Below are 14,397 nucleotides of genomic sequence, written 5' to 3' on the forward strand. Positions count from 1 at the left end.
GTTAGTATTGTCACTAAACTAACTTTCGGGGGACTCCTATGAATTTAACGAGACATCCGTGGAAAAAGAATGCGCTGCGAAGATTGATTCTCTCGTTTATTTGCATTCTTTTACCGCTCTATATCCTCAGTATGATTATTTACAATTGGGGCATTCAAACGTTACAAGACGAAATATCCAAATCCATGATCTCGCAAGTATCGGGGTATTTTAGCGGATTGGAGGAGGAGTTCAAACGTATTCAAACGTTGCAGTACGATGTCTTAAGCGATGACAATTTAAACGCATTAGGAGCGATTCCAGATTCTTTGAATGAAATTGAGAAAATGCAAAGTATCCTAAGACTCCAGCAGCGGCTTAATGCCATTCGAAACAGCTCCACCTATATTAAGGATGTGTACGCTTACATCCCTGCGATCCAGAAAAACGTGTCCGCTTTGACGATTTCGGCTTTTAATCAGCAAGAATTTCAAGATTTGAGGAACATTCCGTTGACGCTGGATTCACAAGTGATGAACGTGAACGGCAGGATGATTCTAAGCGCAGTCTATCCATTCTCTACACCTAGCAGCAAAAGAGGACCATTATTCATCGTGGCGATCGAACTCTCTAAGGATAAGCTTGAAGAGCATTTGAAGTTGATGATTAATTCCCAGGAAGAGGGATTGATTTTTAATAGCTCCCAATTTGTCATTACAACGAGTCATGATGCATCTTTTGATAAAGAGATCACAGCCCATATGACCAATAGTTCAAATGCTGGCAACGCGCAAAAACTCGTGATCCATGGCAAGCATTATCTTGTCGTGTACACATCCTCTCATTTTTTTGGCGCCGTGCTAAGTAAATATGTGCCTGAAAATGCCGTGTTTCAACCGCTCCAAAAATATAGAAGTTGGTTCGTCTTACTAGCAGCCGTAGCCCTCATTATTATTGTTATCTATTCGCTATACGTCTATAAGTACATTCACAAACCGCTGGATAAGCTCGTCAAAGCGTTCCGTAAAATCGAATATGGCGATTTCGATGTACAGATCGAGCATACGATTAACGATGAGTTTCAGTACATTTATAAACGGTTCAATGTGATGCTCGGGAACTTGAATTCATTGATTGACCAGGTGTATAAGCAACAAATTTTGACCCAGAAGGCGGAGTTGAAGCAGCTGCAGTCGCAGATTAATCCGCATTTTCTGTACAATAATCTCTTTATTCTTAGCACGATGGCCCGTCTTGGCGATTATGAGAATCTCGAGCAATTTACGAATCAGCTGGGTGAATATTTCCAGTTTGTTACGCGGAATAGTTCGGATGAGGTACCGCTCTGGAAAGAAGTGAATCATGCCAAAGTGTATGCGGAAATTCAAGCTATGCGCTTCTCCAATCGACTGAAGGTTGAATTTGATGAGCTGCCAGAGCATATTGGGCATGTCATGGTGCCGCGGTTAATTTTACAGCCGATCATCGAGAATGCTTTCGAGCATGGACTGGAGCGGAAGCCTGCCAAAGGCATTTTACGTGTTCGACTTTTGAAGAATGCGAACGAGATTCAAATGATCGTGGAAGATAACGGTGAGGAGCTGGATGAAGCGCGCATCGAGAAGCTCCAAGACGCATTAACCGACCAAGAAGGGTTGGAGATGACTGGTGTTTTGAATATCCATCAACGGATTCGGTTGAAATTTGGACAGACCAGCGGTTTACATGTAGAACGAAGCGAATGGGGCGGCTTAAAGGCAACCATTTTAATTGATTTAACGAATGGAGGCGTATAAATGTACAGGGTTCTTGTCGTTGACGATGAGATGATTATTGCAGACGGGTTATATGAGGTGCTTCAAAATATTCCTGGGCTGGAGCTGGATGTGTACAAAGCTTATTCCGGCATGGAAGCGGTCAAGCAATTCGATCGGACTCGGTTTGATATCGTGCTCACAGATATTCGGATGCCAGGTCTCGATGGATTACAGCTGCTGGAGAAAATTCGCGAGAGATGGCCCCAGTGCAGGGTTATTTTCCTAACGGGCTACAATGAATTCTCCTATATTTATTCAGCGATCCAGTACGAAAGGGTCAGCTATTTACTAAAGACCGAAGGCTATGAGAAGGTCATCCAAATGGTTGAACATACCGTCTCTGAGATTGAAACGGAGTTAAAGGCGCAGTCATTGCTGAAGATCGCGCAAGAGCAGTTAGATGATATGCGGGGGATGCTGCAGAACGATTATATGAAGCAGATATTGAATGAGCAGCTCGACGTGCGCGAGATTAATCAAGAACAATTCGACGAGCTGGCTATTTCGCTTCGCGCGGATCGACCCGTACTTATCATGCTGGGGAGAATCAATAGCTTATCTAACAAAACGACATATTCCGAGAAGTCGCGGCAGCTATACAAAATTAAGCTCATCGCCGAGCAGTATATGTCTTCGCATGTTTCTTTTGTCGCTGCTGTTAATGAGCGTATGGACCTTATTTGGTTGATTCAGCCGCTTCAGGGTAACAACGAAACAGAGGGATGGGATCGAACCCTGACGTTTGTGAAAGGAAACTTAGAGTTGGTACAAGCTGCCTGCCGCGAGTCCGTCGGTGAGCTGCTTTCGTTCGTCTTAGATGACAGCACGGTGGCATGGGGAGAAGCTGCGGAGCGATTCGCTACGTTAACAATGCTGATGAATTATCGGATTGGACAAGGCAGCGGCATGCTGCTGTTAGATAAGCAAATGGTTGCGCAAGAGCTTCAGCAATCGGACGGGAGTCAGCGTGAGAAGTCGCACATTCGGCAGGCAAAATTGGATCAACTCGCCGATCAATTGGAGCACGGGCAGCGAGCGGAATTTAACCATACGTTGCGCACTTGTGCTGACTCGCTGAAGGATATTGACAGTATGCATGATGTACCTGCGCAAGAGCTGTATTATTCCATCGGGTTAGTATTCCTATCGTATATGAACCGCTGGAATTTAGTAGAGACGGTTGCGACGCAAATCGGCTTACACAAGCTTATGCAGCCAGGCGAGCATGAATCTTGGTCGTCCGCATTTGAGTATCTGGCACGTGTAGAGGAAATTCTGTTCAACCTTCAGAACCAAGAGGAAGAAAGAAGGGCAAATGCGATTATTTTCCTCATACAGAAGCATATTAAGGATCATCTTCACAACCCCGATGAGGTCTCGCTCGTCAGATTAGCGGAATTGGTCTATTTCAATCCATCGTATTTATCACGATTATTTAAACAGGTAACTGGAACTAATCTATCTGACTATATTTCCACGACACGCATGGCCAAAGCGAAAGCACTATTAGAAAATCCGAATATTAAAATCCAAGAGGTCGCCGAATTAGTCGGTTATGGGACAGCGACGAACTTTACGAGGTATTTCCGCAAGGTTGCGCACATGACGCCACTGGAGTATCGGACTTCGATATTCAACAAGTAAACAACTGATTCAAATGTAAAGACATGAATATTGAATGCCGGTTGGCTGAGAAGTACCATTAGAGATAGCAAAACTCTAATACATTCAGACTTTCGGGGAGGTTCACATGAGAAAAAGAGATAAAGCAAAATCAGCCGTTATTCTCTCAGCAGCAGGACTATTAGTGCTCTCGGCTTGTAGTTCAGAGGGTTCGAAAGACAGCGCATCAACGACGAAACCTGCGAGTTCATCCGTACCTGCAGCGAACTTGATGGCGAAGTACGAAAAACCTGTCGATATTACAGCTTGGCGCTTCACCGAATCTACCTATAAATACGAGAATGGCGATACGATTGAAAATAACATTTGGACAAAAGCGTATGCCAACGATCTTGGCATCAACCTGAAATATCAATGGGCTGTGCCTACCGAGCAGTTCGATCAAAAGCTCAATGTAGCGATTGCCGCGGGAGATTTACCGGATCTGATGTGGTTGAAAAACAAACAACTTACAGATTTGGCAGAAAATGATATGCTTTATGATTTGACAGAGCTGTATGAAAAGTATGCATCGCCGATTGCGAAAAGCATCCTGCAGCAGGATCAAAAAGCTTTCAACACAGCTAAAATCGGCGGCAAGCTGATGGCTATTCCACAAACAGCATCCGCTATTGATGGATTACCGCTCATGTATGTTCGCGCAGATTGGTTGGCCAAGCTGGGGCTTTCCGAGCCGAAGACGATGAAGGAAGCTCTTGCGGTTGCTGAAGCATTCACCAAGAAGGATCCGGATGGCAATGGGAAAGATGACACCTTCGGGATGGCATTTACGAAAACGTTCCTTGCCGATACGCAGTTTGGAACATCGGGCTTCTTCTCCGGTTACCATGCTTATGCACGTAAATGGGTGAAGGATGCATCCGGTAAAAACCTCGTTTATGGAAGCGTTCAGCCAGAAGTGAAAACAGCATTGAAGCAGCTTCAAGATATGTATGCGCAGGGTTTGATGGATAAGGAATTTGGCGTTAAAGATCGTGCTAAGGTGACGGAATCCGTCGTTGGCGGCAAAGTAGGCGTCTTCTTCGGTACGATGTCCGCTCCGCTGTCGATCATTCAGAAAAATATTGATAACGATCCGAAAGCAGATTGGAAAGCGATTCCGTTGGTATCGATCGACGAGAAAAAGGCAACACCAATCGGTATTATGCCAATTCAACGTTATTATGCGGTTAGCAAGAAGAGCAAGAATCCAGAAGCGATTATTAAGCTCCTTAACTACGCGATGGATGGGTATGACGAGAGCAAGAAGCCTAATCCTGAGATGAGCTTCAGCAAAACAAACGTTCCAGTTTACTTCTACAGCTACATGAATCCAGAGCCTGCGAACAAAAACCTAAACGCACATAACAATGCGCTTAGCGCGATTACTTCCAACGATCCGTCCAAGCTTACGACGGAAGAGAAGGGCTACTACGATAAAATTCTTGACTACCGCAAAGGCAACAATGCGAACTGGGGAACTGAGCGCGTATTCGGTACGCCGAGCAGCTTTGATGTGATCAGTAAATATGTGAAAGACGATAACTATTTGCTTGATGCTTTCTACGGTGCGGCGACTCCTGCTATGGTTGAGAAAAACGCCTCCCTGCAAAAATTGGAAGAAGAAGTATTTACGAAAATCATTATGGGACAATCCATTGATACCTTCGATAAGTTCGTTGAGGACTGGAAAAAGCTTGGTGGAGACCAAATTACGAAAGAAGTTAACGAGTGGTACGCGAAAAGTAAATAGGTTAGCAGACAGCTTATAAAGAGATTAGAGCCTAGGGGAAAGCGGTCGAACACTGCTTTCCCCTTTTATTCTTGAATGCAAACGGAGAGGAGTCAAAACAAAAATGAATAAAAAGCTGCAGGAAATTCCTTTGCATCTCATGTTGTTACCTGGTGTTATTCTTGCTCTCATTTTTAGCTATGTTCCCATCGCAGGGATCGTCATTGCGTTTCAAAAATTTGTCCCATCCAAAGGAATCTTCCATTCCAAATGGGTCGGCTTGGACAATTTCCGCTATATGCTGGAGATGCCCAATTTTACGAGTGTGCTCTGGAATACTGTTTTTATCGCGGTCATGAAGATCCTTGTGCACTTAATTGTTCCTGTTATTATTGCCTTGCTATTGAATGAGGTCTTACACACTGGCTTTAAACGGACCGTTCAAACGATCATTTATTTCCCTTACTTTTTGTCTTGGGTTATCTTGGGAGGCATTTTGATTGATATTCTCTCGCCTTCAAGCGGGATTGTGAATCAATTGCTTGGCTTTGTAGGTATTAAGCCTATTTTTTTCCTTGGCAACGAAAACTGGTTCCCTTTTACAATCGTCGCTTCCGACGCTTGGAAGGAGTTTGGATATAGCACGATCGTGTATATTGCTGCTTTGACGGCGATCGATCAAAGTTTGTACGAAGCTGCTGTCATGGACGGCGCGAATCGTTGGAAACAGACGCTTCATGTGACCATTCCCGGCATGCTCCCTATTGTCACGCTGATGACTGTTCTGAGCTTGGGAAATGTGTTGAACGCTGGTTTCGATCAGGTGTTCAATTTATACAGCCCAATGGTCTACAGCACAGGAGACATTATTGATACGATGGTTTACCGGATCGGTTTAGTGGATGCACAATACGGTGTTGCGACAGCGGTAGGATTGTTTAAGTCTGTCATTGCTCTCATCTTAATTGCCACGTCGAATAAGCTTGCCAATCGGTATACCGGCTATCGGATATTTTAGGGTAAGGGGGAAAAATCGTGCAAAAAGTTTCGATGAGCAGAAAAATATTTCTGTTAAGCAATTATATATTTTTAGCTTTGATGGCCTTCTTTTGTCTATTGCCGCTTATTAATGTGCTTGCGATATCATTTAGCTCCAGCAGCGCAGCGGCAGGGGGATTCGTAAAGCTTTGGCCTGTAGATTTCACCATTTCTTCGTATAAGCATGCTTTATCCAAGCCTGAGTTTGTGCAAGGGATGTTTGTTTCAGCGCAAAGAGTGGTGCTAGGTTATGTGATTAACATGGTGATCACCATTCTGATCGCGTATCCGCTATCTAAAGAAACGTCCGCACTTCGTGGCAGGAACGTGTATGCTTGGTTTTTTATCATTACGATGCTCTTCCATGGCGGGTTAATTCCTAGCTATATGACGATCAAAGCACTCGGTATGCTCGACACGATATGGGCCTTGGTACTCCCAGGAGCCGTTCATGTCTTTAATATGATTTTGCTGCTTAACTTTTTCCGTAATTTACCGAAGGAAATTGAAGAGGCTGCCTACATCGATGGAGCAAGTCATTGGCGTGTACTTTGGACCATGTACATTCCATTATCCAAGCCTGCGATTGCCACAATCACGCTATTTACAGTGGTTATGCATTGGAATTCCTGGTTTGACGGGTTAATTTATATGAGTTCGCCTTCGAATTATCCGCTGCAAAGTTACTTACAAACGCTGATTGTCAATACAGATTCCAGCACGGTGTCATCAACGGAGCTCTACATGACAGAGGTATCCGATCGCACCTTCAAGGCAGCGCAAGTATTCCTGGCGGCATTCCCAATTTTGGTCGTGTATCCATTCTTACAGAAATATTTCATGAAAGGCCTAGTGATGGGCAGTGTGAAAGGTTAACATATGGGGCTGCCTTAGGCAGTCCATTTCTTTTGAGGAGGCATTTACAATGAGTGACAACATCATAAATCGGCTTCGCGGAATGTCTGTGGAGGAGCAAGTAGGTCAGCTGAAAAAAGCAACAGATCACGATGTGCTGAAAGAGTGGCAGCAATCTGGCGTTAAGTTTACTTCGACGGGCGGTCGACTGGAGGAAACCTATTACTCTGCGCTTAGCAAGCTTTTCGATTGCATCGTACCTATGGTGGGGGAAGCACCCGTGCTTCAAGAGGGAGGCATTTATTTAGGCTGCTGGATGGAAAGCACAGGGACCATTAACAATGAACTACTGTCGCGTTTCTTGCCTACGGTATCAGAGGACACCTTTCAATTGTTCGCGGATTACCAGAAGGAAGACGGTCAGCTGCCCTATAAAGTGACAGAGAATGGACCTGCTTTTCGGCAGATTCAAATGGTTACCCCGCTTGCACGGAGCGTTTGGAATCATTATGTGTTGAATGGGCGGAACCAAGATTTTTTACGCAAAATGTACGATGCGATGACGGAGTATGACGAGTGGTTGACGACGTATCGGGATACGCGTGGCACGGGCTGTGTCGAGGCGTTTTGCACGTTTGATACCGGGCATGACTTGTCCCCACGATTCTGGCACGTGCCGGATTCCGCACATCTGGACGATGCACGGGAATATAATCCTGATTCACCGACTTTGCCCTTCTTAGCCCCGGATCTGACGGCGAATGTGTACTGTCAGCGTCTTTACTTATCGCGCATGGCGCAGGAGCTAGGGGATAAGGTAGCTGTGAAGGCTTGGATGGAAAAGGCAGAACAATCCCTGGACAGCTTGTTTGTCCATTGCTTTGATGAAACGGATGCTTTCTTCTATGATGTGGATCGGAACGACGAGTTTGTCCGTATCCAGTCTGATGTTCTATTACGCGTGCTGGCCTGTGAGGTAGGCGATGCGGAGTTCTTCGCAGATTCGTTGCGTAAATATTTACTGAACACAAGTAAGTTTTTCGCCAAGTATCCGTTTACGTCGGTCGCTATGGATGATCCGCGGTTTGATCCGTTCTCCAACTACAATTCATGGGCAGGGACGTCGAATTTCTTGAGCTTGATTCGGACGCCGCATGCCTTCGAGCATCATCATCGTTATGTGGAACTGACTTGGGTGCTGAATCCGATCATTACGGCGTTAGCGCAAATGACTCGGTTTGCCCAAACGGTAAGTCCGTGGACAGGGAAAGAAGGCTATACGGAGTCCTATTCGCCGGCCATTTTATGCCTGCTTGACTTCGTCGAGCGGCTGTGTGGAATTTTGCCTAGGCCAGATGGGGAGCTATGGTTCACTTCATTAATCCCGTATCCGCAAGATCACGGTGAGGTGATGGCTGCAGAAACGGGCTACAGTCGCATCGTTGATGGGGTTACGTTTGAATTCGTCACGACGAGAGACGGAAGTACTGCGTATCGAAATGGCGAGGCTTATTTGCGGATCCCATTTGGCACTAGAGCGGTAACAGACCGCAACGGGGTACTGAAAGCCATCATCGGGATGAGCGTTCGGACCATTGAGGGGACCGTGTGGTATGAAGGTCAAGAGATTCCTCTAGTTGTGAAGGGGAATGAGCAGGTGGAACTTTTTGAAGGCAAATTTATAAGTGTGCGCGAGCTTGGCATTATATATCCAACGTATCGGTAATGGGGGAGGCAGCTAGGTATGGCAATGATAAAAAATAGTGATCTGCAAATCCGGGACCCGTTCGTTGTTCGGGTTGATGATGAGGGATTGTATTATTTGTTTGGCAGCACGGACACGAATATTTGGGGCAAAGGGACTGGATTTGACGTCTATGTTGGACGAGACTTGCAAGAGTGGGAAGGTCCGCATACGGTGTTTCGACCAGACGCGGACTTCTATGCCGAGAACAATTTCTGGGCACCGGAAGTGTACAAGTACGAGGAGCGCTACTACATGTTCGCGACCTTCCGCCGGAATGACAATAACCTGCTCGGCACGGCTGTTTTGGTAAGTGATAGTCTGTTAGGGCCTTTTGCACCTCACAGTGACGGACCTGTCACACCAAAGGATTGGTGTTGTTTAGACGGTACCCTGTTTCTCGATGAGGAGGGGCTGCCTTGGATCGTATTTTGCCGGGAATGGCAGCAGGTACGGGATGGTCAGGTTTGTGCAGTGAGATTGACCGCAGATTTAAAAGAAGCGATCGGGGAGCCAGTTGTATTGTTTACAGCGTCTGAGGCCAAATGGCCGACATCCTTCCAGCATCCTCGTTATCCTGGGCAAGACAATTATGTGACAGATGGGCCATCCCTGTATCGCACAGCGGAGGGCGAGCTGCTGATGCTATGGGCTAGCTTCATTAATAACACGTACGCGCTAGGAGTAGCCAAGTCTGCCACCGGGAACGTGTTAGGTCCGTGGGTGCAGGAGGAGGAAGCACTCTTCCAGAGTGACGGAGGACATGCGATGCTGTTCCATGCGTTCGATGGAACGTTGATGCTGGCGATCCACTCGCCGAATCAGACGCCGAATGAGCGACCTCTTTTCCTCCCTATCGATGAGATCGCGGGGAAATTGCGGGTGCGGGGAGAATAGCGCGTTGAGCGTGAAGAGCTGCCGTGAGGCGGCTCTTTTTTTGTGGGATTGGGGGTGCGAGCTGGAGGCGCATTCAAAGGCTATTGACGCACATGGGGCTGATTACTCGTTATGCGGCTATTAGTCCGAAATTGCCGAACTAATCTCAATGATCAAGACAATAAATCTTAAATAGTCCTAATTAGCCGAACTAAATCGCCTCAAACAACCCTCGCTCACGAAAAATGGCTATATAGTTCGGCAGAATCGGACTATTGGCCATTTATTAGAAGTAATCCTTGCTTTAGTTCGGAAATATCGAACTGCTGGGTAATTCGGGAGAGGGGAGAGTAGTAGCGGAGGTGGAGTTAGTTGAAAAAGTCGAATAATTCGGGATTGGGAGAGTAGCAGGAGATAGAGATAGTCGGAAAAGTCGAGTAACTGGGGAGCGGGAGAGTAGCTCCAGGGACGAACACAGGATACGCTATAGGACTAAATTCTGCAGATTATCTAGGATAACGTACAAGGTGGTAGTTATTCCACTGAAATCTGTCTATATTACCGTCTTTTAGCCAGAAAAACGTCTGTGATGTCCGTTAGCTCCTCGCAAGCTTATTTCTATCGTGATTAACGTCCGCTGTGTCCGTTAGTGGGGGAGCGGATGACCAGTAGCAAGTAAGCATTCATGTCATGAAAAAAAGCAGAGCATCCTTTAGGGATCCTCTGCTTTTTACTGATGTTAACATTCGAATGTGAAAACACAATTCGAGGTTAAAATATTCCGTGATTTTTGACTAGTTATGATAGCAATTGAACGCTAGAGAGAATATAGTCGAACTATTGTTGGAAACTAACTTACATGAGTAGTGGATACCAACCATACGTAGACACTATATCTCCCTAGCGATGTCAACTATTAACCAAATCGTCTTAGATAACACCTTGTGCGATCATCGCGTCGGCCACTTTGGTAAAGCCTGCAATGTTGGCGCCAACGACGAGATTGCCTGGGTGGCCATATTCCTCGGCAGCTTGGACTGCGCTTCTGTAAATGTTTTTCATAATCGCATGCAGCTTATCGTCCACTTCGTGGAACTGCCAGGAGTATCTCATGCTGTTTTGGGACATTTCTAGCGCGGATACGGCAACGCCGCCTGCATTTGCTGCCTTAGCCGGTCCAAATAGTACGCCAGCTTGTAGGAAGACGTCAATCGCTTCTAGGGTAGATGGCATGTTCGCACCTTCACCTACGGCTTTTACCCCGTTGCTAACAAGGAGCTTTGCTGCATCCTCATTAATCTCGTTCTGTGTGGCGCTAGGAAGCGCGATATCGCACGGAATGGACCAAATGCCGTTACAGCCTTCATGGTAAGTTGCCGTAGGGTGAGACTTAACGTACTCGCTGATGCGCGTTCTCTCAACTTCCTTCAAGCGACGAACAGTCTCTAGGGAAATTCCGTTTTTGTCATAAATGTAACCGTTGGAGTCGCTGCAAGCCACAACCTTGGCGCCTAGCTGGATTGCTTTTTCGATGGAATAGATCGCCACGTTACCAGATCCGGAAACGACGACGGTGCTTCCCTCGAAGCTAAGGCCTTTGGATTTTAGCATCTCATTGACAAAGTAAACACACCCATACCCAGTAGCTTCTGTACGTCCTAAGCTTCCGCCGTAAATGATCCCTTTGCCTGTCAGTACGCCAGCCTCGTAAGTCCCGCTAATTCTCTTATATTGTCCAAACATATAGCCAATTTCGCGCGCGCCTACACCGATATCGCCAGCAGGTACGTCAGCATCCTGACCAATATATTTATAAAGTTCTGTCATGAAGCTTTGGGTGAAACGCATGATTTCGTTATCGGACTTTCCTTTTGGATCAAAATCAGATCCGCCTTTACCGCCGCCGATAGACTGGCCTGTTAGGGAGTTTTTGAATGTTTGCTCAAATCCAAGAAATTTAATGATACTCGCGTTAACGGAAGGATGGAAACGCAAACCGCCTTTGTAAGGCCCGATTGCACTGTTGAATTGCACGCGGAAACCGCGATTTACTTGCGTTTTTCCTTGGTCATCGACCCATGGGACACGGAAAGTGATTAAACGCTCTGGCTCTACAAGACGCTCAAGGATACCATGTTTGATGTACTTCGGTTGCTTGGCTAGAACTGGAATTAAGGATTCAATAATTTCTTTGACTGCTTGATGGAACTCAGTTTCATTCGGATTACGTTTAACTACGGTTTCGTAAATACCAGCTACATATTCCTTTGCAGCTACTTCATTGTCTACTTGAACTAACACAACGTCATCCACCTTCGCATTTATAAATATAGTAAAAAGTTATTAGTATAGTTTTACCTTATTCGCGCCAATAGGGCAACTATAAATTACATGTCATGTAAGCTACTTAGTTATGTAAACAAAGCGTCCATAGATAAACTTTACAGCTTGTAGTATAATTTACATGTTTTGAGCAAAGTGATGAGTAGAATAATGACTAGATGTATATAATGTAAAAGTAAAGGGAAATATGACATGGAAAATAAAACAACACGGACAGATCCGCGCATCCTTCGAACTCGTCAATTGCTTAAAGATGCTTTTGTCGAGCTGCTGCAGGAAATGGATATTGAGAAAATTTCGGTGAATCGGATTGCAGAGCGCGCTACGATTAATCGTGTTACCTTTTATCTTCATTATAAAGACATTCCAGATATGATGGAGAAGATGGCGGATGACATGATTGAGGACATTCGTCGCATTTTGAATATGAGCACAGAGAAGCATGATCCCTCAGAAGATGAGGATTGGCCTAACCTAGTAAACTTGCTTGAACACTTTGTGGAACATGCCAAGTTTTATAAAGTTGTACTTGCTTCGAGACGTACGCCAGTCTTTACAGAACGCATATTAAGGCTGTTAACAGAATTGATTACCGAAAGAGTTGAGAGAAAAGGGGACGAAGCCACACTTGCTGCGCTAGGCATTCAAAAAGACATTGCCATATGGTACGGCTCTTCAGCCTTAATCGGTACCATCGTGGCTTGGCTGCGGAAGGATGTGCCGTATACGCCGGTGTTTCTTGCCAAACAATTTATGTTGATACGAACCCTTTCCTAAAAAAAGGAGCACAAGACCTGCTGATGAGCATGATCATGCAGGTTTTTTCATTTAATGTTAGGCACACCGCTTGACTTGGAGCTAACTCCAAGAGGTACACTATAGAAGATGAGCACGCTATCTGATAGAAGTGAGGAGACAATCAAATGGACTATATGAAACTAGGAAATACGGGTTTGGACGTATCGCGAATTAGCCTCGGTTGTATGAGCTTTGGTGTAGCAGAGCGGTGGACACATCCATGGGTACTAAATGAAGAGAACAGTCGTCCTATTATAAAAAAAGCGCTGGAGCTAGGGATTAATTTTTTTGATACGGCAAATATATATTCAGATGGAACAAGTGAGGAAATTGTTGGGCGGGCACTCAAGGATTATGCGAATCGTGACGAAGTTGTCCTCGCGACAAAAGTTCATTTTCGAATGCATCATGGACCGAATGGGGCTGGCTTATCCCGGAAGGCAATTTTGAGCGAGATTGATAAAAGTCTCAAGCGCTTGGGAACAGATTATGTCGATCTCTATCAAATCCACCGCTGGGATTACAATACGCCCATCGAAGAAACGATGGAAGCTCTGCATGATGTGGTGAAAGCTGGAAAGGCAAGATACATTGGTGCTTCTGCGATGTACGCTTGGCAGTTCCTTAAGGCCCTACATGTTGCTGAAAAAAATGGGTGGACTCGCTTTGTGTCGATGCAGAATCATCTAAACCTCATCTATCGGGAAGAGGAGCGGGAGATGATGCCGCTTTGTAAAGATCAAAAAATTGGCGTGATTCCATACAGCCCATTGGCTTCCGGAAGATTAACGCGTGATTGGTCGGAAACGACGTATCGTTCTGAAACCGATCAAGCTCAGAAGATGAAATATGATGCTTTTGCGAGCAAGGATCGTTCGATTGTAGATCGGCTTGCAGCCATCTCAGAACAACGTGGTATACCGCGCGCACAGATCGCGCTTGCTTGGTTGCTTCAGAAAGAATCCGTAACAGCACCGATTATTGGTGTTACGAAACAAGCTCATCTCAACGATGCTGTTGCAGCTCTTTCCGTTACGTTAACCCCTGAAGAAATTGCCTCACTTGAAGAGTCGTATATTCCTCATCGAGTTGTGGGAGCGGTCTAAATGCTGATCGCAGAGGTAAGTTCCAAGTATGAGTTAACACAGGATACACTCCGTTATTATGAACGTATCGGATTGATTCCACGGGTGAATCGTAATAAGAGCGGCATCCGGGATTATACGGAAGAAGACTGCAGGTGGGTTGAATTTATCAAATGCATGCGAGGCGTAGGTCTTCCCGTTGAAACGCTGATTGAATATGTGGGGTTGTTCCAGCAGGGTGATCAAACATTAGAAGCCAGAAAAGAACTCCTGATCGAGCAGCGTAAACAGCTTATGACTAGAATGGAAGAAATGAAAAACGTGTTTGAACGGCTGGATACTAAAATTTCCAGGTATGAACAGACGATTGGTGAAAAAGAAAAAACGCTTAGAGCGCCACAAGATTAGTCATTGGGATTGGGAAATATACATTATTACGGAATATACAAAAGTCGGCTAAGGCTCCTC

General features: G+C 45.5%; 11 protein-coding genes. 10 read left to right on the plus strand and 1 reads right to left on the minus strand.

All coding sequences use genetic code 11. The annotated features are described in order from the left end of the window. The first annotated feature begins 38 nt into the window (after positions 1 to 38). From AC58UX_RS03305 to AC58UX_RS03335, 7 genes are all read left to right on the plus strand, one after another. Complete coding sequence (locus AC58UX_RS03305) at positions 39 to 1,775, plus strand: sensor histidine kinase (RefSeq protein ID WP_497249665.1); 1,737 nt, start codon at positions 39 to 41, stop codon at positions 1,773 to 1,775. Beyond that, on the plus strand, positions 1,776 to 3,440 hold the full coding sequence (locus tag AC58UX_RS03310) for a response regulator transcription factor (RefSeq protein ID WP_497249666.1): 1,665 nt from the start codon (positions 1,776 to 1,778) through the stop codon (positions 3,438 to 3,440). It begins immediately after the preceding gene. Between the two features lie 106 nt (positions 3,441 to 3,546). Next, positions 3,547 to 5,211, plus strand: a complete 1,665-nt coding sequence (locus AC58UX_RS03315) for an extracellular solute-binding protein (protein WP_497249667.1) — start codon at positions 3,547 to 3,549, stop codon at positions 5,209 to 5,211. Between the two features lie 103 nt (positions 5,212 to 5,314). Next, the gene (locus AC58UX_RS03320; RefSeq protein ID WP_497249668.1) at positions 5,315 to 6,208 is read left to right on the plus strand and encodes an ABC transporter permease; all 894 of its coding nucleotides are present in this window, start codon (positions 5,315 to 5,317) and stop codon (positions 6,206 to 6,208) included. 14 nt (positions 6,209 to 6,222) lie between these two features. Next, positions 6,223 to 7,104 carry a carbohydrate ABC transporter permease gene (locus AC58UX_RS03325; RefSeq protein WP_497250040.1) on the plus strand — a complete coding sequence of 294 codons (882 nt, stop codon included), beginning with the start codon at positions 6,223 to 6,225 and terminating at the stop codon, positions 7,102 to 7,104. A 49-nt stretch (positions 7,105 to 7,153) separates the two neighbouring features. Then, a complete protein-coding gene (locus AC58UX_RS03330; protein ID WP_497249669.1) occupies positions 7,154 to 8,809 on the plus strand; it encodes an MGH1-like glycoside hydrolase domain-containing protein in 1,656 nt (551 codons plus the stop codon). A gap of 24 nt (positions 8,810 to 8,833) precedes the next feature. Further along, the gene (locus AC58UX_RS03335) at positions 8,834 to 9,724 is read left to right on the plus strand and encodes a glycoside hydrolase family 43 protein (protein WP_497250042.1); all 891 of its coding nucleotides are present in this window, start codon (positions 8,834 to 8,836) and stop codon (positions 9,722 to 9,724) included. A gap of 909 nt (positions 9,725 to 10,633) precedes the next feature. Here the strand turns inward: AC58UX_RS03335 and gdhA are convergent. Further along, a complete protein-coding gene (gdhA, locus tag AC58UX_RS03340) occupies positions 10,634 to 12,004 on the minus strand; it encodes an NADP-specific glutamate dehydrogenase (protein WP_497249670.1) in 1,371 nt (456 codons plus the stop codon). Positions 12,005 to 12,238: 234 nt separating this feature from the next. Here gdhA and AC58UX_RS03345 point away from each other — a divergent pair, with 234 nt between their 5' ends. From AC58UX_RS03345 to AC58UX_RS03355, 3 genes are all read left to right on the plus strand, one after another. Next, positions 12,239 to 12,823 (plus strand): TetR/AcrR family transcriptional regulator, encoded by a 585-nt coding sequence (locus AC58UX_RS03345; protein WP_497249671.1) that lies wholly within the window; start codon positions 12,239 to 12,241, stop codon positions 12,821 to 12,823. A gap of 146 nt (positions 12,824 to 12,969) precedes the next feature. Next, on the plus strand, positions 12,970 to 13,950 hold the full coding sequence (locus AC58UX_RS03350; RefSeq protein WP_497249672.1) for an aldo/keto reductase: 981 nt from the start codon (positions 12,970 to 12,972) through the stop codon (positions 13,948 to 13,950). Next, positions 13,951 to 14,337, plus strand: a complete 387-nt coding sequence (locus tag AC58UX_RS03355) for a MerR family transcriptional regulator (protein WP_497249673.1) — start codon at positions 13,951 to 13,953, stop codon at positions 14,335 to 14,337. Positions 14,338 to 14,397 lie beyond the last annotated feature (60 nt).

Source organism: Paenibacillus sp. J22P90, from assembly GCF_059692195.1.